Source organism: Thioalkalivibrio sp. ALE10, assembly GCF_000381385.1.
Taxonomy (GTDB): Bacteria; Pseudomonadota; Gammaproteobacteria; order Ectothiorhodospirales; family Ectothiorhodospiraceae; genus Thioalkalivibrio.
On sequence record NZ_KB906450.1, the window covers coordinates 666,734 to 685,179 of the forward strand.

The 18,446-nt window shown below is 69.0% G+C and carries 20 protein-coding genes; 8 read left to right on the forward strand and 12 right to left on the reverse strand.

From position 1 onward, the window contains the following. Positions 1 to 50: 50 nt before the first annotated feature. Positions 51 to 272: a hypothetical protein gene (locus F788_RS0103360; protein ID WP_018870091.1), complete on the forward strand. Its 222-nt coding sequence runs from the start codon at positions 51 to 53 to the stop codon at positions 270 to 272. A 29-nt stretch (positions 273 to 301) separates the two neighbouring features. Here F788_RS0103360 and F788_RS0103365 read toward each other — a convergent pair whose 3' ends face one another. Continuing rightward, positions 302 to 724, reverse strand: a complete 423-nt coding sequence (locus tag F788_RS0103365; protein ID WP_018870090.1) for a DUF3617 family protein — start codon at positions 722 to 724, stop codon at positions 302 to 304. Positions 725 to 822: 98 nt separating this feature from the next. Here F788_RS0103365 and F788_RS0103370 point away from each other — a divergent pair, with 98 nt between their 5' ends. Continuing rightward, positions 823 to 1,827: a matrixin family metalloprotease gene (locus F788_RS0103370; RefSeq protein ID WP_019589256.1), complete on the forward strand. Its 1,005-nt coding sequence runs from the start codon at positions 823 to 825 to the stop codon at positions 1,825 to 1,827. Here the strand turns inward: F788_RS0103370 and F788_RS0103375 are convergent. Then, the gene (locus F788_RS0103375) at positions 1,821 to 3,119 is read right to left on the reverse strand and encodes an OmpP1/FadL family transporter (protein WP_019589257.1); all 1,299 of its coding nucleotides are present in this window, start codon (positions 3,117 to 3,119) and stop codon (positions 1,821 to 1,823) included. The genes F788_RS0103370 and F788_RS0103375 overlap by 7 nt on opposite strands. Positions 3,120 to 3,221: 102 nt before the next feature. After that, positions 3,222 to 3,425, reverse strand: coding sequence for a DUF3185 family protein (locus F788_RS0103380; RefSeq protein ID WP_018870087.1), 204 nt, complete (start codon positions 3,423 to 3,425; stop codon positions 3,222 to 3,224). A gap of 179 nt (positions 3,426 to 3,604) precedes the next feature. On the opposite strand from F788_RS0103380, the gene mltF reads away from it, so the two are divergent. Continuing rightward, positions 3,605 to 5,050 (forward strand): membrane-bound lytic murein transglycosylase MltF, encoded by a 1,446-nt coding sequence (gene mltF, locus F788_RS0103385; protein WP_019589258.1) that lies wholly within the window; start codon positions 3,605 to 3,607, stop codon positions 5,048 to 5,050. On the opposite strand, the gene F788_RS0103390 is transcribed toward mltF, so the two are convergent. The 3 genes from F788_RS0103390 to F788_RS0103400 are packed head-to-tail and all read right to left on the reverse strand — an operon-like array spanning position 5,022 to position 7,296. Continuing rightward, positions 5,022 to 6,128 carry a DUF3524 domain-containing protein gene (locus F788_RS0103390; protein ID WP_038037551.1) on the reverse strand — a complete coding sequence of 369 codons (1,107 nt, stop codon included), beginning with the start codon at positions 6,126 to 6,128 and terminating at the stop codon, positions 5,022 to 5,024. The genes mltF and F788_RS0103390 overlap by 29 nt on opposite strands. Positions 6,129 to 6,145: 17 nt before the next feature. Beyond that, complete coding sequence (locus F788_RS0103395) at positions 6,146 to 6,712, reverse strand: carboxymuconolactone decarboxylase family protein (protein WP_019589260.1); 567 nt, start codon at positions 6,710 to 6,712, stop codon at positions 6,146 to 6,148. Beyond that, positions 6,709 to 7,296: a TetR/AcrR family transcriptional regulator gene (locus F788_RS0103400; RefSeq protein WP_051080610.1), complete on the reverse strand. Its 588-nt coding sequence runs from the start codon at positions 7,294 to 7,296 to the stop codon at positions 6,709 to 6,711. Before F788_RS0103400 ends, F788_RS0103395 begins: the two co-directional genes overlap by 4 nt. Positions 7,297 to 7,378: 82 nt before the next feature. Here F788_RS0103400 and F788_RS0103405 point away from each other — a divergent pair, with 82 nt between their 5' ends. Beyond that, complete coding sequence (locus tag F788_RS0103405) at positions 7,379 to 8,161, forward strand: hypothetical protein (RefSeq protein ID WP_019589262.1); 783 nt, start codon at positions 7,379 to 7,381, stop codon at positions 8,159 to 8,161. Positions 8,162 to 8,188: 27 nt separating this feature from the next. Here the strand turns inward: F788_RS0103405 and F788_RS0103410 are convergent, their stop codons facing one another. Beyond that, positions 8,189 to 8,518 (reverse strand): high-potential iron-sulfur protein, encoded by a 330-nt coding sequence (locus tag F788_RS0103410; protein ID WP_019589263.1) that lies wholly within the window; start codon positions 8,516 to 8,518, stop codon positions 8,189 to 8,191. Between the two features lie 337 nt (positions 8,519 to 8,855). On the opposite strand from F788_RS0103410, the gene F788_RS0103415 reads away from it, so the two are divergent. Together F788_RS0103415 and F788_RS0103420 are read left to right on the forward strand one after the other, a co-directional pair. After that, positions 8,856 to 9,392 (forward strand): outer membrane beta-barrel protein, encoded by a 537-nt coding sequence (locus F788_RS0103415; RefSeq protein ID WP_019589264.1) that lies wholly within the window; start codon positions 8,856 to 8,858, stop codon positions 9,390 to 9,392. A gap of 154 nt (positions 9,393 to 9,546) precedes the next feature. Further along, positions 9,547 to 12,315, forward strand: coding sequence for a cation-transporting P-type ATPase (locus tag F788_RS0103420; RefSeq protein WP_019589265.1), 2,769 nt, complete (start codon positions 9,547 to 9,549; stop codon positions 12,313 to 12,315). Between the two features lie 37 nt (positions 12,316 to 12,352). On the opposite strand, the gene F788_RS0103425 is transcribed toward F788_RS0103420, so the two are convergent. Further along, complete coding sequence (locus F788_RS0103425) at positions 12,353 to 12,853, reverse strand: cytochrome c (protein ID WP_019589266.1); 501 nt, start codon at positions 12,851 to 12,853, stop codon at positions 12,353 to 12,355. After that, positions 12,850 to 13,476 (reverse strand): hypothetical protein, encoded by a 627-nt coding sequence (locus F788_RS0103430; protein WP_019589267.1) that lies wholly within the window; start codon positions 13,474 to 13,476, stop codon positions 12,850 to 12,852. Before F788_RS0103430 ends, F788_RS0103425 begins: the two co-directional genes overlap by 4 nt. 102 nt (positions 13,477 to 13,578) lie before the next feature. Between F788_RS0103430 and F788_RS0103435 the strand changes: the two genes are divergently transcribed. Next, a complete protein-coding gene (locus tag F788_RS0103435) occupies positions 13,579 to 14,331 on the forward strand; it encodes a glycosyltransferase (RefSeq protein WP_019589268.1) in 753 nt (250 codons plus the stop codon). Position 14,332: 1 nt separating this feature from the next. Here F788_RS0103435 and F788_RS0103440 read toward each other — a convergent pair whose 3' ends face one another. From F788_RS0103440 to F788_RS0103450, 3 genes are read right to left on the reverse strand one after another with little or no spacing between them, the layout of a single operon-like run. Next, the gene (locus F788_RS0103440; protein ID WP_019589269.1) at positions 14,333 to 16,021 is read right to left on the reverse strand and encodes a GGDEF domain-containing protein; all 1,689 of its coding nucleotides are present in this window, start codon (positions 16,019 to 16,021) and stop codon (positions 14,333 to 14,335) included. Between the two features lie 55 nt (positions 16,022 to 16,076). Beyond that, entirely contained in the window at positions 16,077 to 16,748 is a 672-nt protein-coding gene (locus F788_RS0103445; RefSeq protein WP_019589270.1) for an O-methyltransferase, read from the reverse strand. Between the two features lie 13 nt (positions 16,749 to 16,761). Then, a complete protein-coding gene (locus F788_RS0103450; protein ID WP_019589271.1) occupies positions 16,762 to 17,853 on the reverse strand; it encodes an SO_0444 family Cu/Zn efflux transporter in 1,092 nt (363 codons plus the stop codon). A 125-nt stretch (positions 17,854 to 17,978) separates the two neighbouring features. Between F788_RS0103450 and F788_RS0103455 the strand changes: the two genes are divergently transcribed. Beyond that, the gene (locus tag F788_RS0103455) at positions 17,979 to 18,446 is read left to right on the forward strand and encodes a CopD family protein (protein ID WP_018870073.1); all 468 of its coding nucleotides are present in this window, start codon (positions 17,979 to 17,981) and stop codon (positions 18,444 to 18,446) included.

Here is an 18,446-nt window from a genome sequence, read left to right on the forward strand (position 1 = left end):
GCGTTCTCGGGTAGTGTCGCGTTCAGCACCACTGCGAGAAGATTCCCCCGATGCTGAAGTTCCTGACCGCGATCCTGATCCTGCTGTTCATCTGGTGGCGGGTGTCGCGCTGGCTGGAGGTGCGCCGCCGCCGGGCACGCGGCGAGGACATCTCCTACGAGGTGCGGATCAAGGGTTATCGGCCGATCACCATCCTCAGCGTGATCTTCCTGATCCTGTACGGGGGCTATGTCGTCTGGTACCTGCTGACGGAACATCTGGGACTGCTGTAGTCCGTTCGTCCCGCGGGTCGAGCCACGGGTCAGCAGTCCCCGATGCGCTCGCCCTCGATCTCCATGATGATCGTCATCGGGCCCATGGGGCTGTCGACGTCGGTGGTCATGGTGCCTTCGGAACGCGTTCCCATGAAGCGCATCTCGCCTTCCATGGTGGCGCGGCCGCCCTGCGGATCGGTGCAGGTCATGGCGAAGTCGGCGCCGTCGGAGCGGACGTCCACGTGATCCAGGGTGCATTCTTCCGGAACCTCGATGACGTCCTCGCCCTTTTCGATGTCTTCCTGCGTCACGCATTCGCGGGTGACTTCGACCTGGTCCTGCATCTGGGGCATGCCTTCGATGGTGGTCGTATGGGTGTACTCCCATTCGCCGGGTTCGAGGTTGGGGGTCTCGGCCTGGGCGGCCACGGGCAGGGCCAGCAGGGCCAGCGGGATCAGGAATCGCAGCATGACGGTTCTCCGGATGCGGAAAAGGGCTTTCCCGGTCCATCTTGCATGGGGGCCGGAGGTGTGGCAACTCTGCATTTGGAGGGGACGAGGAGTACGCAATGACGGGACGCTGGTGGTTGCCGCTGATCGTTGTGCTGGTCGCGGCCGGAGCCTGGCGCGAGCTGGTGCAGGACGACGCGCGGGAGGCGGACGCCCCGGCCCCGGCCGCGTTCGCGGAGCACCCGGTTGCGCCGGGGTGCCGGCTCCCGGTGACCTTTCATCTCGATCGGGTCGACACGGCGTTCGGTCTGGAGGAACACGAAGTGCGCGCGGCCCTGCGCGATGCCCGCCGGATGTGGGAGGCGGTGACCGATGCCCGGCTGTTTCGCGAGCGGGCGGGCGAGGGCGTGGCCGTGCGGCTGGTGTTCGACGAGCGGCAGGCCGAGGCCCTGCGGCGCGAGCAGGTCCGCGCGGGGCTGGAAGAACGGTACGCGGAGATCGAGCGACGGCGCGAGCGTCTGGATCACGCGCGCTCCGCGCTGGAGGCGGACCTCCGTCGCCACGGGGAAGACCGCGAAGACCTGGCAGAGCGCCAGGCGGCTCACCGGCGCGACGTTTCCGCCTGGAATGCCGGCGAGGGGCGCCGCAGCGAGGCGCGTCGCGCGCGGCTGGAGCGCGAAGCGGAGGCCATCGAGGGCCAGCGGCGCGAGCTGAACCGGCGGGCCGAGCGCCTGGACGAACGCCGCGAAGAACTGGAACAACGCCGGGCGGAGCTGGACGCGGCGATCGCGGACTACAACGCCCGTGCGGACGGCCACAACGAGCGCTCGCGCGGAGCGACCGGATTCAACGTGGGGCTGTACGAACAGTCCGCCGACGGACGCGCCATCACGGTCTATCAGGCCGCCGACCGCGAACGGCTGACGCTGGTGCTGGCGCACGAGCTGGGCCATGCGCTGGGCATCGGCCATGTTGCGGATCCGGCGGCGGTGATGCACGCCAGTCTGGGTGCCGAGAATGCGGGGCGCGAGCGACTCGCGGAGGCCGACCGGCGTGCGCTGGAACAGGCCTGCGACGTGACCACCGAGCCCGCCGGGTCTTCCGGGCCTGCAGGGGGTCAGTAGCGGTAGCGCAGCCCTGCCGACAGGATGTCCACCCGCCCGCGGGTGCTGCCGCTGTATTCCACCGTGCCGGTGTCGAATTCGCGGGTCAGTTCGATGTCCTCGCTCGACACGTGGACGTAGGAGTAACCGAGGTCGACGCTCAGTCGTTCCGACGGATGCCAGGAGGCCCCCAGCGACAGCCAGGTGCGGTCGCCGTCCGGGGTTCGGGTCGAGCGGTGGCTGTCGCGGGTGGGGGTGCGGTCGTACTGGATGCCGCCGCGCAGGGTCCAGGCCGGGTTGGGCTCGTATTCGGCCCCGATCGCCAGGGCGTAGCTGTTGCGATAGTCCTGCTCCAGCTCCTGTTCGGCGAGCGGGTTGGCGGACTCCACCGCGATCTCGTCGAAGTTCGACCAGTTGAACCAGGTGTACTGCAGCAGCCCGGTCCAGCGTTCGTTGAAGCGATGGCTGAGCGCGGCGCTGGCGATGTCCGGGAGCTTGAGGTCGGCCTCGCCGGTTGCGATCACCGGTCGGCTGATCGGGCCGTTTTCGGGCATGGACACCCGGGCAGTGCCCTTGAGCGTGTGGGTCACCCCGCTGCGATAGTGCAACCCGAGGCGAGTGGTGTCCGCGAGGTCGATCAGCACGCCGAGGTTGTACCCCACGTCCCAGCTGTCCCCTTCCAGGCGGTATTCGCCGTCGAGTGCCGGATCCGGACCAATCGGGTCCGGGATGGCCGCACGCAGCGTGGCATCGGCGTACTGCAGGTCGATGCCGCCGCCGACGGAGACCCGGTCGCTGACCTGCACGGCGATGCTGGGCTGCAGATTGAGCACCCGCAGGTCGGTCTCCAGCGAGTCGTAGCGGGCGAAGAAATCGTCGTCGTACTCGCCCTTCAGTCCGAAATGGGTGCCCAGTCCGAAGCCCAGCCATACGCGATCCGACTGTGGCTCGGCCCAGTAGAAACTGGGCAGCGGGGTGGGGTCGTAGGGGTTGTCGCCCTCGCTGCCTTCCACGTGGAGCGTCTGACCGTTGGCATTCGTGAAGCGCGAGCCGTCGTTGCGGGTGCTGGAACGCGGGAACAGCAGATGCGCACCGGCCTGCACCTCGGCGCTTTCCAGGCGGGTCATGCCGGCGGGGTTGAAATAGATGGTGCTGGCGTCGGAGGCGATGGCGGCCTCGCCGGCATAGGCCCGGCCCAGGCCGGTGACCCCCTGTTCCTGCAGGTAGAAGCCGGCGGCCAGTACGGTGGCCGGGGCCAGACCGAGCGGCGCGGCGATGGCCGCGGCCGCGAGATGGCGCGGTCGAACAGGCATGGTTCCCCCTTCACACCCGTGACACGGATTCTCGTGATCCGACTGGCAGCCGAAGGTGGCGACCCCGCCGGCCGGACACAAGGGCCGGCTTGCAACGGGAGCTTAAATCAGCAGCAGGGCGAGCCCGATTGCGGCGGCCGCCGCGCCGCCACCGGCCAGCCCCAGGGTGCGGGCCGTGAAGCGGCCGATCACCGGGCGTGCCCGTTCGCGCCGGGTGAAGGCATCCTGCACGGCGACCAGCGCGGTAATGGCGCCGGCGACCAGCAGGATGATGCCGAAGATGTCCAGCAGTGGGGCGTATTCCATGTCGGTGTCCCTGGCGGCGGTCGAGGCTGCTTGGGTGGATCATCCGGGGCGGCTTCGGGTTCCGCACCCCAACCCTGATCATGTCGGGGTTGGTTGTGAACGGGGTCTCAGTGCTCGAAAGTAGAAATGACCATTCAGGATAGTGGGTTGTCAGGAGACAGCCAATCGGGAGGGATCTCATGTCGTCGATCTTGCTCAATCGTTCGCAGCACGCACGTCACTGGTTTCGGTCGGGCCTGATGGTCGCCGGCGCGGCCATGTTGATGGCCTGCGGCCCCGGCGAAGGGCAGTCCGAGGTGCCCGGGGTGGAGGCGTCCGCGCTGGCACATCCGGAGGAAGCGGGCGAACTGGTGGTGGTCACCCGCAACGCACCCACCGCCTGGTTCTACGACCGCCATACCGAGACCGCGGGCCCCGAACACGATCTGGTGGAGGCGTTCGCCGACGCCCGCGGCTGGGACGTCGAGTGGCAGGTGGTGGATTCGGTCGATGCCGTGCTGCGGGCCCTCGCCTCGGGAGAGGTCCACATGGCCGCGGCCGGGCTGACGCACCTCGAGTCACGCGATGCCGATTTCCTTCGCGGGCCGCAGCACACCGAGGTGACCGAGCAGGTCGTCTGTCATCGTGACCAGCGTCCGCAGCCGCAGACGGCCGCCGACCTGGACGGGCTGGAGCTGGCGGTGAGTGCCAGCAGTGCCTACGTGGAAACGCTGCAGGCGCTGGAGGAGCCCGTGCCCTACCGTGCCGAACCCGAGGGTACCGAGCGGCTGCTGGCGGCCGTGGAAGAGGGCCGGCTGGACTGCACCGTAGCGGATTCGCATATCGCCGAACTCAACCGGCGGATGTTCCCGCATCTGGAAGTGGCCTTCGACCTGAGTGACGTCCGCGCGATCGGCTGGTACCTGCACCCCGATTTCGAGGGGCTGGCCGCACAGGCGCGCGCCTGGATGGACACCGACGAGGGCACGCAGGCCCGCGCCCGGGTGGACGAGCTGTACTACGCCTATGTACCCGAATTCGATTTCGTCGACCTGCGCGCGCTGACCCGGCGCATCGACCAGCGGCTGCCGGATTTCCGGCCGGTGTTCGAGGAGGCCGCGGACGAGTACGAACTGCCCGCCGACCTGCTGGCCGCGCTGGCCTACCAGGAGTCGCACTGGGATCCGGAGGCCCGCAGTCCTACCGGGGTGCGCGGCCTGATGATGCTGACGCAGCGCACCGCGCAGGAGCTGGGCATCGAGGATCGCCTGGATCCGGTGCAGAGCATTCGCGGCGGCGCGCGTTACCTGCGTCAGATGCACGAGCGCCTGGATGAGGACATTCCGGAACCGGACCGCACCTATCTCGCGCTGGCCAGCTACAACATCGGCCGCGGGCATCTGCTGGACGCGCGGCGCCTGGCGCGCGAGCTGGGCCGCGATCCCGACCGCTGGGCGGACATGCGCGAGGTGCTGCCACTGCTGACCGAGGAGCGTTACTACAGCGACCTGCGTTACGGCTATGCGCGTGGCTACCAGCCGGTGTACTACGTCCAGCGCATCCGCAACTACCGCGACGTGATCCGGCCGGTGTTCGTCGAGGACGAATCGGCGCCGCTCACCGGGTCGCGAGTGGCGCTGGACTGAGCACGCTCCCGGTCAGGTCCTCCAGGGCCCGCGCCCAGGCCGGCAGCAGCGCGTCGGTTTCCAGCGCCGAGACGTCCACCGGTGGCGGCAGGCCGTCGGTGAGCCAGCGTTCCAGTCGCGCGGCCAGGGCCTCGGGGTCGCCGGCCGGATAGCGGTATTCGGGCGGGTACTGCTCCGGGTAGCAAAGGGCGTCCGGGACCAGCGGACGCGCGCCGGCGCCGCTGGCCTCCAGCATCGACAGTCCCTGGAATTCGTGTGCGGTGGTGCTGACCACGATGCCCGCCCGCCGCAGCAGGGCGTCGTATTCCTCCCGCGGCTGGCGCCCGTCGGCCTCGATCCGTTCACCGAAACGCTGCCGGATGCGCTGCAGGGCGTCGGGGGGCGGTTCCGGACGCGGACCCAGCAGGGCCAGGCGGAAGTCCCGCCCGCGCGCGGCCAGTCTTTCCAGCGCCTCGGCGAAGAGTTCGGGGCGCTTGTCGTATTCCCAGCGATGGTTCCACAGGATCAGCCCCGGGTCGCGTTCCGGCGTGCCCCCGTCGGGTCGCCGCGGCGGCGCGACCGGGACCGGGAGTACGTGCGCCCGCTCGGCCAGGCGCTCGGGGACGCCGGGCGGGACTGCGTCGGGCATGCGCCGCAACAGGGCCCGCAGGCCGTCGAGGAAGGAATCGCGATTGAATGCGGAGTTGAATGCGATGCGCCCGGCGGACAGCGCGCCGTAGACCTGCACTATCTGCGGCTCGATGGAGCGCACCTGATGCTCGCCCACCGGGTAGGCGAACTGGTTTTCGTGGAAGTAGTACAGCGCGGGCAGGGCCGCCAGCGGCGGGTGCAGGCCCCGCAGCGTGGCCAGATCCACCATCGAGGTGGCGACGATCGCATCGGGGCGCACGCCTTCCAGCGCATCCAGCCACGAGATCGGGTTGCCGCGGATGCGCCAGCGGAAATGGCGCCCGGGCAGTTCGAAGCGCTGCCAGTCGATGCCGGGAAAGGCGGTCACCAGGGCGTCCGCCCACGCGGCATGGCTGTCGGCACGATAGGCCGACAGCAGCAGCACGCGTGGACGTATTTCCCGGTTCATTCGGGCTGCGCTCTGTCTCAGCCGCCGGTCGGGGCGGTCCAGCGTTCGCCCTGCATCGGCTCGTCCACCGGTGTGGCGGCGAGGTGGTTGGTGTAGTTGGACAGGGTCTTGAGGCCGATGGCGAGGATGACCTCCAGCATCTTCTGCGGGGTGTGGCCGGCCTCCAGAAAGGCCTGCTTGTCCTTCTCGTCCACCCAGCCGCGGTGTTCCAGCATGGCCCGGGCAAACCCGCGCAGGGCCTCCAGCGCGGGGTCCTCCAGCGGCCGGTCCTCGCGCAGGGCATCTACCACCGAATCGGCGACGCCGGCCATCCGCCCGGTCATGCTGTGGGCGGCCATGCAGTAATCACAGGCATGGAAACGACTGACGGTGAGCAGCAGCACGGCCTGTTCCTCGCCGCTCAGCGAGGTCTGCTGCAGGAGTTCGTTGAGATCGAGATAGGCCGCGGCCAGGGCCGGGGCGGTGGCCATCTTGCGGATCAGGTTGGGGACCATGCCGAAGGTGGCCTCGGCGCGGTCGAAACTGCTGGCGGCCGCAGGGGCCGATGCGCGGTCGTGCAGGGGGAAATCGGATTCGGTCGTCATGGCGCGTCTCCGTCGGGATGGGTGGTGAGCAGCAGGTCCTGCAGCGCCGGGGCCAGGCGCAGGATGGTGTCCGCATCCTGTTCCGCCCGTGCCATCAGCAGGATGCCCTCCATCAGCGCGAGCCAGTGATCGGCGAGGCGGGCGGTGTCGGTGCGTGCGTCCAGTTCGCCGTGCGCCACGGCCGTGTCGAGGGCCGCGCGGAATTGCGCGCGGATCGCGTCCAGATGGCCCTGCATGGCTGCGCGCAGGCGCGGGCTCTGCGTGCCGGTTTCCACCGCCAGGCTGCCGAACGGGCAGCCGGGAAGGCGGCCCTCCGCGGCCTGCATGCGGGCCTGGAATGCGTGGATCGCGCCGACGAAGGCGGTGATCCGCTCGCGCAGTCCGCCGGGGCCGCGCAGGGCGGGCTCCAGGACTTCCGCTGTGAACTCGGTATACAGCGCCTCCAGCGTGGCGATGACCAGATCCTCCTTGCCCGGGAAGAAGTGATACAGGCTGCCCCGCCGGACGCCGGCGCGCTCGCAGATGCCGGCGATGCCCACCGAACCGTAGCTGCGGGTGAGCACCAGACCGCGGGTGGCGTCCATCAGGGCCTGTCGACTGTTGTCCGTGGTGTTCATGATCTAGAGTCTAGTTGACCAGTCGGTAAACGCAAGGGGAGGAGATCCAATGGCAGATCCCATGAACGAAGCGAATGGCTCTGCACGGGTCGTTTCGGATGACGGGGTCCCGGGTACCTCCGGTGGATCGGCCATACCGCCGGTGCATGTGCCGGTACGTTATTGCAGGACATGGGAGGATGGCTTCGGCGCGCGCGGCTGGAAGCTGGCCCTTCCCGGACTGGGCGAGGACGTGATTGCCGCGACCCCGTTCACCGGCGAACGCATCCCCACCTCGGTCTTCGTGCATGACATCGTGGATCACCATCTGTGCGGCTTCGCGCTCTCCGGTTACCTCGACGAGGCGGGCGCGCTGATGCAGCTGGCGCTGCGCACGGGTTCGGATCCGGTGGAGGACTATCGTCAGATGATCGACGAGGACCTGCTGCCCGGGCGTCCGGTCGCGGACGACTGGCCGGCCCTGTTGCCGCAAGCCCTGAGGCCCGGCACGGATACGCGCCCCGATCCGGAGCATCTGCGCGGGCTGGCTCAGTGGGCGGGGCAGGGGGCCCTGCGGGCACTGCTGGTTGCGGGTTTCGTGCAGGCCGGGTACGCGCGTCTGGCGACCGCGCACGCGAACTGGGAAGGATACGGTCTGGACGTGCGGGCCCGGGAGGCGATTGCGTTGGCGCTGCAGCGCCTGTTCGAACGTCTGGACGAACGCATGCTGGCGGGCGACGTGCGGCACGCCGAGGGGGAATTCGAGATCACCGACCGGCGGGTGGTTTATCGCGATGCCGGCGGAGCGTCGGAGGACGCGGAGATCGTGAGGGAAGACCCCGCCGATGCGTGACCGGCGGGGTCGGGACGTGCCCGTGAATCAGCTCATCACGTGCGCGTCGCACCAGCCGGCTTCGTTGACCAGGACGTTCTGGAAGTCCTGGTGGAAGCAGCCGCCCCAGCCGTCCGGGGCATCCGCGTTAGCGTTCCAGAAGGCGCAGTTGTCGCAGCGCGCGCCTTCCTGGAACTGCGGGTGATCCGCGGCATCGGCCGCGTCGTTGACATAGTCGTGGGCGTGACCGTCTTCGGCCTTCTCCTCCGCGGCGTGGACGGACTGCGTGCCCATCAGGCTCACCACCGGAATGGCGGCCACCGCGGCGGATGCGCGGCGCAGGAAGGCACGGCGATTGGCGTTGTGCTTGTCGGACATGGGAAACCTCCGTACTTGCGTAGGCTTGTGAATGTTCTTCGCTGACAACGTCCGGTGTTTTTTCACGATGTATTCCGGACGCTGCTTTCGAGTGTTACAGATGACGAGGGTTCCCGGCCAGATCCGGGATCCGTGTCGCGGGCCACCGCTCTGCGCATCGGCCTCACCCTGAGTAGATGATACGGGCTCGCGGGAAATTCCTTCCGCTCCCGCCGGTGCGGTCGATCGGTAACGGCTGCGGCAGGCTTGCGGAGCACCGGCACCTGTCCCGGGAGTTTTACGGATCGGGTGTCAGCGTTAAACTACCGTGAAACACAAGCTTTTCCGGGAGTTCGACATGCAGGTACGCAGGATGATGTTCGCAATGGCCGCCGCTCCGCTCCTGGCGGTCGGCACCGCCAGTGCCGACGGGATGGGGCTCAACCCGAGCTTTGCGGTGATGGGGGGTGGCCTGTGGACCACCGACTCCGATCTGCGAGATGACCCGGCCTATGGTCTGGAAATCGGCGCCGACTGCCTGCTGTTCCAGCCGGACAACGGCGTGCTGCGCCATCGTCTGAGCGTGACCGAGTTCGACGACGGCCCGCTGCGGATGACCAGCACCGAACTGAACACCCACTGGGAGTTTGAAGTTGCCGACAGCGTGACCATGGGCTTCGGGCCCGGGCTGGGCTATGTGAACACCAAGCTGGACGGTGACCGCAACGGTCTGTGGGCCGGGCAGTTCGGCGGCTCGGTGCAGTACGACGTGGACGACACCCTGTTCGTCGGCATGGAAGCGCGCTACCAGATCACCGAGAGCGATCGCTTCGCCGGCTCGCGCGAGGACATGGACAACATGCGCGTGATGGCCAAGGTCGGTTTCAATTTCTGAACCGGCAGGGCCTTGACTGAGAAAAAGGGCCGTCCCGGGCGACCGGGGCGGCCTTTTTTGTGCGTTCTGTGACGGAATCGGCGGGCTTGTGGCCGGCGCCGAACTCCGACAGGATTGAACCGTGACGCACCAACCACCCGGATGAAGCCCGCCCATGGATGAATCCCGTCCCGATGCCCCTGACACGCCTGACACGTCCGGCGGCTCGGGAGACGATACCGGTGCCACCACTGCGTGGCATGCACTGGAAGCCGATGAGGCCCTGCGGCGCCACGACGCCGCACGCGAGGGGCTGAGCAGCGACGAGGCCCGTGAACGGCTGGAGCGTTTCGGTCCCAACGCCCTCAAGCCGCCGGAGAAGGCCGGGGTACTGCGGCGCTTCCTGCGTCATTTCCACAACATCCTGATCTACATCCTGGTGCTGGCGGCCATCGGGACCGCCCTGCTGGGCCACTGGGTGGACACCGGGGTGATCCTGGCGGTGGTGCTGATCAACACGCTGATCGGCTTCGTCCAGGAGGGCAAGGCGGAAAAGGCGCTGGATGCGATCCGCAGGATGCTCTCGCCGCAGGCGGTGGTGCGGCGCGACGGCGAACGCCGCGAGGTCCCCGCCGACAGCCTGGTGCCGGGGGATATCGTGTATCTCCAGGCCGGGGATCGCGTGCCGGCCGACGTGCGGCTGTTCGAAACCCGCAACCTGCAGGTCGAAGAGGCGGTGCTGACCGGGGAGTCGGTGGCGGTCGAGAAGGATACGGCCGCGGTCGATGAAGGCGCCGACCTGGGCGATCGGCGCGGCATGGCGTTCTCCGGCACGCTGGTGTCCTTCGGCCGGGGTACCGGGGTGGTGGTGGCCACCGGCGGCGATACCGAGATCGGGCGCATCTCCACCATGCTGGGCGAGGTGGAGAGCCTCGAGACGCCGCTGGTGCGCCAGGTGGCGCAGTTCGGCCGCTGGCTGGCCGGCGTCATCATCGTCATCTCGGCGGCGACCTTTGCCTTCGGCTTCTGGGTGCGCGATTACCCGCTGGACGAGATGTTCCTGGCTGCCGCCAGTCTGGCGGTGTCCACCATCCCCGAAGGCCTGCCGGCGATCCTGACCATCGCCCTGGCCATCGGGGTGCAGAAGATGGCGCGGCGCAATGCGATCATCCGCAAGCTGCCGGCGGTGGAGACGCTGGGTTCGGTGTCGGCGATCTGTTCCGACAAGACCGGGACCCTGACCCGCAACGAGATGACCGTGCAGACCCTGCTGACCGGCGCCGGCGAATACGGGGTCAGCGGGGTGGGTTATGCGCCGCACGGCGATTTCACCCGTGACGGGGTAGAGGTGGAGCCGACGGATGCCCCGTGTCTGGAAGAGGTCCTGCGCGCCGGCTTGCTGTGCAACGACGCGGAGGTTTTCGAGAAGGACGGCCAGTGGGTGATGCAGGGCGATCCGACCGAGGGCGCGCTGGTGACCGCGGCGTTCAAGGGCGGGTTGAGCTCCCGACGGGAACACGAGGCTCTGCCGCGTACCGACGTGATCCCGTTCGAATCGGATCACCGTTACATGGCGACCCTGCATCACGACCACGACGGCCACGGGCGCATCTACCTGAAAGGGGCCCCGGAACGGGTGCTGGAGCTGTGCGAGCACCAGGCCACCGCCGACGGTCGCGAGCCGCTGCGGGCGGATGAATGGCATGCGTCGATGGACGCGATCGCGGCACGCGGTCAGCGCCTGCTGGCCATCGCCCGGCGCGCCACCACCGCCGAGCAGCGCGAGCTGACCTATGGTGACGTGGAACAGGGCGGATTCATCCTGCTGGCGCTGGTCGGGATCATTGATCCGCCGCGCGAGGAGGCGATCGCCGCGGTCGCCGAGTGCCAGCGGGCCGGGATCCGGGTCAAGATGATCACCGGCGACCACGCGGCCACTGCGCGGGCGATCGGCGAGCAGCTGGGCCTGCGCGGCGAGGGCGGCACGCTGACCGGCCAGCAGCTGGAAGCCATGGATGACGCCGAACTGGCGCGCGCGGTGGAAGACACCGACGTGTTCGCGCGCACCACGCCGGAGCACAAGCTGCGGCTGGTCAGGGCACTGCAGGGCAACGGCCGTATCGTCTCCATGACCGGGGACGGGGTGAACGACGCGCCGGCCCTCAAACGGGCCGACGTGGGTGTGGCCATGGGCCACAAGGGAACCGAGGCGGCCAAGGAGGCCTCGGAGATGGTGCTGGCGGACGACAACTTCGCTTCCATCGCACATGCGGTGGAGGAAGGCCGCACGGTCTACGACAACATCCGCAAGGCCATTCTGCACATGCTGCCCACCAATGCCGGGCAGTCACTGACCATCATGATGGCGATCCTGATGGGCCTGGCCCTGCCGCTGACCCCGGTGCAGGTGCTGTGGGTCAACATGGTGACCTCGGTGACCCTGGCGATGGCGCTGGCCTTCGAACGGACCGAGCCGGGGGTGATGGGCCGTCCGCCGCGAGCGCCCGATACCCCGCTGCTGTCGGGCTTTTTGCTGTGGCGCATCCCGTTCGTGGCGATCCTGCTGTGGCTGGGGACCTTCGGCCACTTCGTGTACATGGAGGAGGTGCTGGGGGTGGCCGATGACCTCGCCCGCACCGTGGCCATCAACACCCTGGTGGCCGGTCAGGCCTTCTACCTGCTGAACCTGCGCCTGATCCATCAGCCGGTGCTGGCGGGCGGCGAGCTGTTCCGCTCGCGAGCGATGTGGATCGCCATCGGGGTGCTGGTCGTGCTGCAGCTGGCGTTCACCTACGTGCCGGTGATGCACACCCTGTTCGGCACCACCGCCATCGATACCGGGGACTGGGCGCGCATCCTGCTGTTCGGGCTGGCGGTGTTCCTGATCGTGGAAGGCGAGAAGCTGGTGTTCCGGCGCATGGGGTGGGCCGGGGCCGGGACCTGACCGGGCTGGTCAGGTCCGGTCCCCGCCCCGGCCGGTATCAGTCGGTGTGGGTGACCCACTCGCGGCCGGTGGCCTCTTCCCAGTCTGCGGGTGTGGGCGTGCTGCGGTCGTAGTCCAGCCAGGCCTCGTAGACCTCGTCGGGCCAGTGCGACTGCAGCCAGTAGATGATGGCCTCGGCGTCTTCTTCGTCGATCTGTTCCTCGAACGAGGGCATGGTGCCGCCACGGGCCTGACCGCCGTACCGGATCATGTCCTTGAGCTGCCACCAGGGGTGGTGCCAGGTGTGGGCCGAGCCGTCGAGCGGCGGCGGGGGCCAGTTGCCGTCTTCGTCCGGCTGGTGCCAGTTCTCCGCCCCCTCGCGGTCCTCGCCATGGCAGGCCGCGCAGTACTGCTGGTAGAGGTGCTCGCCGCGCGCGAGGATCTCCGGGTTGTCGGTGCGTTCGCGGTGTTCCGGCTCGCCGGACCAGAAGCCGCCGTCACAGCCGGCCAGCAGCAGGGGCAGGGCGAGAAGCGGTGAGGTCCGCAGGGTCGCGGTCATTCGGCTTCCTCTTCGTCCGGTGCGTCGTCCCCGCCGAAGGCATCACGGACCCCGTCCCAGGCGTCGCGCGAGCCGTCGCGGATGCGGCCCCAGGCGTCCCGCGACCCGTCGCGCACGCCATCCCAGGCCTCGCGGGAACCTTCGCGGACGCCGCCCCAGGCCTCGCGCGAGCCGTCCCGCACGCCTTCCCAGGCCTTGCGCGAGCCTTCGCGGATCGACCCGCCGGCGCGCCCGCTGCGCAGCTCCATGTCGTCGTACCAGGCGGCCAGGGCATCGCGTTCGTCGTCCAGGGCCTGCAAGGCCCGTTCGCGGTTTTCGCGCGTGGTGTCGGCGAGATCGTCCCAGGACTCCCCGGCCTCCCGGTGCAGGCGCCGCAGGGTGTCATCCATTGCGTCCAGGGTATCCCGGGTGCGCTCGCGTGCGGTCTCGTCGCCTTCTTCGGCATCGCGCTGCAGCTGCTCGCGGCGCTGCTGCCAGTCCTCGCGCAGACTCTTCATCGACTCGCTGGTGGTTTCGGCAGCGGTGGTCCCGTCGCCGGATTCCGCCCAGGTGGCCGGTGGCAGCGCCAGCAGGAGCCCGAGCACGGCCAGGAGTAACAGTCGGGTGGCTGGATTGCGGGTCATGAGGAGTCTCCGGATGCCTCGATTTGTCCACCATGGTAGACGAGTGCGGCCCGGTGTAGTTTCCCCAGTTCCGTGCGCGACGGCCGACGAGGAGGTGAATCCGTGAAATTCGACGCTTTTGTCCGCGGTGCTCCGGGCCTGTCCGTGATCATCCCCGCGTGGAACGAGGCGGAATGGCTGCCGCGGACCCTGGCCGCGGTCCAGGGGGCGCTGGCCGGTGTCGAACGGGCCAGCGAGATCATCGTGGTCGACAATGCCTCCACGGATGCCACCCCGGAGATCGCGCAGCGCGCGGGCTGCCGGGTGGTGTACGAGCCCGAGCGTCGCATCAGCCGGGCGCGCAATGCCGGCGCCGGTGCGGCCCGCGGTGACTACCTGGTGTTCGTCGATGCCGATACCTGGCCCGATGCCGAACTGCTGCAGGCCACGCTGGACGCGCTCGACAGCGGAAAGGTGTGCGGCGGTGGCGCCCGGGTCGCCTTCGATCACCTCGACCACCGCATCTATCGCTGGGGCGCGGCCGCATGGAATGCCCTCTCCGCGCGCCTGGGGCTGGCGGCGGGCTGCTACGTGTTCTGCACCCGCGAGGCGTTCACGGCCGCGGGCGGCTTCAGCGAGGCGGTCTATGCCGGCGAGGAGGTGTTCCTGTCACGGGCGCTGAAACGTCGGGGCAGGGCGCGCGGGCAGCGTTTCGAGATCCTGCAGACGCCGGTGCTGACCTCGGGGCGCAAGGAGGACTGGTTTCACCCCGCGCGCCACGTCCTGGTGGTGCTGCAGGTGCTGCTGTTGCCCTGGAGCCTGCGTTCGCGGCGTCTGAGCTGGTTCTGGTACACGCGTCCCCCGCGCAATCCCTGATTCACAGCGCGTCGAAGCGGTTGCGTCCCGAGGCCTTGGCCGCATACAGGGCGTGGTCGGCGCGTTCGAGGATCTCGTCCACCGGTTCGCCGGGTTGCGCGAGATGGCCCCCGGCGCTGAAGGTCACCGGCGTGTCCTCCGGCGTTTCGACCCGGGCGGCGGCATCCACGACGGTCTGCCCCGTCGCCGCCAGGCGGCCTTCGTCGCAGGGGTGCAGCAGGATCAGGAATTCGTCCCCGCCCCAGCGCGCGACCCGGTCGTCGGGGCCGAGGATTTCGCGCAGCCGTTCGGCGACCCGGGTCAGGGTCACGTCGCCCTCGGCATGGCCGTGGGTATCGTTCAGCGGCTTGAAGTGGTCCAGATCGAGGTAGATCACGCCGAACGGCTCCCCGGAACGCCGGGCGCGCCGGGCGTGGTCGTCCAGCAGTTCGTCCATGCCCCGCCGGTTCACCAGGCCCGTCAGCGGGTCCTTGCGGGCCATCTCGTGCAGTGCCTCGGTGCGTTCGCGGACCTTGGTTTCGAGGTCGCGGGTGTGGCTGCGGATGGCCTCGGCCATGCCGTGGTAATGGCGGATCAGGCGGCCGATCTCGCCACGACCCTCGGGCAGTTCGACCGGGCGCAGGTCGCCCGCCTGGATGCGCGCCATGGCCGTTTCCAGTGCGGCCACCGGGCGGAAGATCAGGCGCTGCAGCGCAAGATGGACCAGCAGCAGCGTGAGCACCAGGGTGAAAGCGAAGACCACCAGGACCGGTGCGAAATGGCGCACCGGCATCACCTTGTCGAGGTCCAGCAGGGTGATTTCGTACCAGTCGAGAGCCGGCAACCGGGCAATGCCCGCCAGCTGGCGCTGCCCGTCGATCTGGACGAAGTCGGTGCGCACCTCGCCTTCCGGATCGGACAGATTCCGCAGTTCGTCCATCATGGAGCGGATGCGCTGGTGGTCGCGGGGCCGGTCGACCAGGCGTTCCACCGTGCTTTTCTGGCCCTCCGGCTGCACCAGGCTGGCGAATTCGATGAACTCCGGATCGCGGTAGAGCTGGATGGCGCCGCTGAAGTCGGCGAACACCGTGGTGATCCCCGGCTGCTCGATGTCGACGATGTCGCGCAGGATGCCGTCCAGTTCCAGGCCGGTCCCGGTCATGCCCAGGATGGAGCCGTCGCGGTCGCGGATCAGCACGTCGATCCACAGCTTGGTGACCCCCAGCTCGGTGTCCGGATTGACGTTGAGATGGAAGTCGCGTTCCTCCTCGATCAGGCGGAAGAACCAGGCATCATCGGGGTCGTCGGGGTCCAGGTGATAGCGCAGCGGGTCGTCGGCGAATTCGTCGTCGGCGTTGTTGTGGTAGTAGGCGCCGTTTTCGCGCAGGGCCACGAAGTAGTTTTCGTCGCGAAAATTGCCACGAAAGCTCTCCATCTCCTCGATGGCGGCCGCCTCCCTGTCAGGGTTGTCGGGTTCGCGGGCGAACCGGAGGATGGCGGTGGAGTCGGCCAGCTGGTGCGACAGGGCGATCTCGCGTTCCAGCGGCTGCTGCAGGCGGGCGCTGTCGTAGCGCACCTGGATCTCCGCGACGTGCTGCCCCCATTGCTCGATGATGCCTTCGGCAATGCGCTCGAAGGCAAACCAGACGCCGACCAGTCCGACCAGGAGCAGGGCGCCGGCGAGCATCAGGAAGCGGCTGCGCAGGCTCATGCCGGGGGTGGGAAGGGAGATAAAAGACCGTGCATGGTTCAAGTTTACCAGAGGGTCACGCGGCCCGTTTGCATGCCAGCGTCAGGCCGTCGCCGATCGGCACCAGCGACAGATCCACCCGCTCGTCCCGGTGCACGAACCGGTTGAATTCGCGGATCGCTACCGTGTCCTCGCGCTGATCGCTGCGGTCGGCCACCGTGCCGTGCCACAGGGTGTTGTCGATCATCACCAGGCCCCCGGGCGCCAGCAGGGCGAGGCAGTGTTCGTAGTATTCGCGGTAGCCGGTCTTGTCGGCGTCGATGAAGGCCAGGTCGAAGGGCTCGACCGCGGGGTCTTCTTCGCACAGGGCCTGCAGGGTGTCCGCGGCCGGTCCGAGGCGCAGGTCGATGCGGTCCTCGACGCCGGCGCGGCGCCAGTAGCGGCCGGCGATGTCGGTCCATTCGCGGCTGAGATCACAGGTCACGATCCGGCCGTCGGCCGGCAGGGCCTCGGCGATGACCAGGCTGCTGTAGCCGGTGAAGGTGCCGATCTCCAGGTAGCGCCGGGCACCCGTCAGCCGGGCGAGCAGGGCCATGAACTGCCCCTGTTCCGGGGCGATCTGCATGCGCGCCTCGGGCAGGGCCGCGGTCTCCGCACGCAGTTCCGCCAGCAGCGGCGATTCGCGCAGCGAGGCGTCGAGCAGATACGGGTGGAGTTCGTCGTCGAGTCCGATGGAACGTGTCGACATCGCAGCCTCCGGGTCATGCGGACCGCGCCGCGCGCAGGCGCCGCAGTACGCGCAGGGGGTGGGTGGCGGCCAGGACCAGGGCGATCAGCGCCGCCCATTCCAGCCAGTGGGGCAGCCATTCGGTGGCGGCCTCGACCCCGGTCAGCGGATCGAAGCCGGTCTGCGCCAGGGCCAGATCCAGCAGCAGCCCCAGGGCGACGGTCGATACCACGATCCCGACGAGGTAGCGAACCAGCGCGGCATTGCCCATCTCCCGACGATAGACGCCCAGGGTCGCCATGCTGGTGATCGGCGCGGCCAGCAGGAACACCAGCACGGTCCCGGGCGAAACGCCGGCCACCAGCAGGCCGGCGGCGATGGGCGTGGCCGCCGTTGCACACAGATACATGGGGATGCCCACCAGCGCCATCAGGAGCATGACGGCCGGCCCGCTGCCGTACGCGGCCAGCGCATCCGGCGGTACGGTGGCCAGCAGCACGCCCGCCACCAGCAGTCCGAGCACCAGCCACAGGCGGATGTCGTCGAGGATGTCGCCAAAGGCGTAGGCCAGGCCGCCGCGCAGTTCGGCCAGGCGCCCGGGACTGGCGGGTGCCGGCGCGGCCTCCGTGCCGCAGGTGCTGCCGCAGGTGCTGCCGCAGGTGCTGCCGCAGGCGTCGCCGCCGACATCGTCCGGGCCGGGGTCGGGCGGCGTCTGGCGGGCGAGGCTTCCCGCTCCGACCAGCAGCCCGGTGGCCAGCGCGGTAACCACCGCGCCGAGCCCCCGGACCACGGCCATCAGCGGTCCCAGCAGGACGTAGCTGATCGCCAGCGAATCGATCCCGATGCCGGGGCTGCCGATCAGGAAGGCCGTGGCGGGGCCGCATCCGGCGCCGCCTCGGTGCAGGGCCAGGGCGGCCGGGATGGCGCCGCAGGAACACAGGGGCAAGGGCGCCCCGGCCACCGCCCCGCGTGCCGTGGCCCCCACCGAGGATCCCCCCAGCCAGGCCTGCAGGCGTTCCTGAGGCAACAGGGCGCGCACCAGCCCGGCGACCGCCAGCCCCGCCAGCAGCCAGGGCGCGGCGGCGAGCGCGAGTTGCAGGGTGGCCTGAAGGATGTCGCTTGCCATGACTCCATCCTTCGCCGTGTGCCGCGCGGGTGCAAGAGCGACCAGCGCGGGTGGCGGTTCGGCACCGCCCGGCGGGAGCGGCTACACTGCCGCCCATTCACGCAATGCAACGAAAGGAGATGATAATGACGGGATACGCACTGGCGAACGTGCTCCACGTCCTGGCCGTGGTGATCTGGGTGGGCGGCATGTTTTTCGCCTGGGCCATCCTGCGCCCGGCGGCCAACGCGGAACTGGATGACGCCACGCGCCTGCGCCTGTGGCCGGCGGTGCTGGGGCGGTTCTTCCCCTGGGTGTGGGCGGCCATCGCGGTGGTGCTGGTGACGGGCTTCTACCTGATCTTCGGCGTGCTCGGCGGCATGGGCGGGGTGCATCCCAGCGTGCATACCATGCTGCTGCTGGGCATCATCATGATGCTGATCTTCGCGCACATCTTCTTTGCGCCGTACCGCCGGCTGAAGCAGGCGGCCGAGGCCGGAGACATCGCCGAGGGTCTGCGCCGGGTCGGCCAGATCCGCCTGTTCGTGGCGATCAATACCGTGCTGGGCCTGGTCACCGTGGCCGTGGGCTCCGGCGGCCGGCTGCCGCTGTAA

Bases quoted from the DNA above. Each gene is read 5' to 3' on its own strand.
- F788_RS0103400 (WP_051080610.1), bottom strand. From the start codon at position 7,296: ATGGACGCCACCCGCGGTCTGGTGCTCACCCGCAGCTACGGTTCGGTG.
- F788_RS0103390 (WP_038037551.1), bottom strand. From the start codon at position 6,128: ATGAACCGGGAAATACGTCCACGCGTGCTGCTGCTGTCGGCCTATCGT.
- F788_RS0103425 (WP_019589266.1), bottom strand. From the start codon at position 12,853: ATGACCGCGACCCTGCGGACCTCACCGCTTCTCGCCCTGCCCCTGCTG.
- F788_RS0103375 (WP_019589257.1), bottom strand. From the start codon at position 3,119: ATGCCTGTTCGACCGCGCCATCTCGCGGCCGCGGCCATCGCCGCGCCG.
- F788_RS0103370 (WP_019589256.1), top strand. From the start codon at position 823: ATGACGGGACGCTGGTGGTTGCCGCTGATCGTTGTGCTGGTCGCGGCC.
- F788_RS0103360 (WP_018870091.1), top strand. From the start codon at position 51: ATGCTGAAGTTCCTGACCGCGATCCTGATCCTGCTGTTCATCTGGTGG.
- F788_RS0103430 (WP_019589267.1), bottom strand. From the start codon at position 13,476: ATGACCCGCAATCCAGCCACCCGACTGTTACTCCTGGCCGTGCTCGGG.
- F788_RS0103420 (WP_019589265.1), top strand. From the start codon at position 9,547: ATGGATGAATCCCGTCCCGATGCCCCTGACACGCCTGACACGTCCGGC.
- F788_RS0103445 (WP_019589270.1), bottom strand. From the start codon at position 16,748: ATGTCGACACGTTCCATCGGACTCGACGACGAACTCCACCCGTATCTG.
- F788_RS0103410 (WP_019589263.1), bottom strand. From the start codon at position 8,518: ATGTCCGACAAGCACAACGCCAATCGCCGTGCCTTCCTGCGCCGCGCA.
- F788_RS0103405 (WP_019589262.1), top strand. From the start codon at position 7,379: ATGGCAGATCCCATGAACGAAGCGAATGGCTCTGCACGGGTCGTTTCG.
- mltF (WP_019589258.1), top strand. From the start codon at position 3,605: ATGTCGTCGATCTTGCTCAATCGTTCGCAGCACGCACGTCACTGGTTT.
- F788_RS0103380 (WP_018870087.1), bottom strand. From the start codon at position 3,425: ATGGAATACGCCCCACTGCTGGACATCTTCGGCATCATCCTGCTGGTC.
- F788_RS0103455 (WP_018870073.1), top strand. From the start codon at position 17,979: ATGACGGGATACGCACTGGCGAACGTGCTCCACGTCCTGGCCGTGGTG.
- F788_RS0103415 (WP_019589264.1), top strand. From the start codon at position 8,856: ATGCAGGTACGCAGGATGATGTTCGCAATGGCCGCCGCTCCGCTCCTG.
- F788_RS0103365 (WP_018870090.1), bottom strand. From the start codon at position 724: ATGCTGCGATTCCTGATCCCGCTGGCCCTGCTGGCCCTGCCCGTGGCC.
- F788_RS0103440 (WP_019589269.1), bottom strand. From the start codon at position 16,021: ATGAGCCTGCGCAGCCGCTTCCTGATGCTCGCCGGCGCCCTGCTCCTG.
- F788_RS0103450 (WP_019589271.1), bottom strand. From the start codon at position 17,853: ATGGCAAGCGACATCCTTCAGGCCACCCTGCAACTCGCGCTCGCCGCC.
- F788_RS0103395 (WP_019589260.1), bottom strand. From the start codon at position 6,712: ATGACGACCGAATCCGATTTCCCCCTGCACGACCGCGCATCGGCCCCT.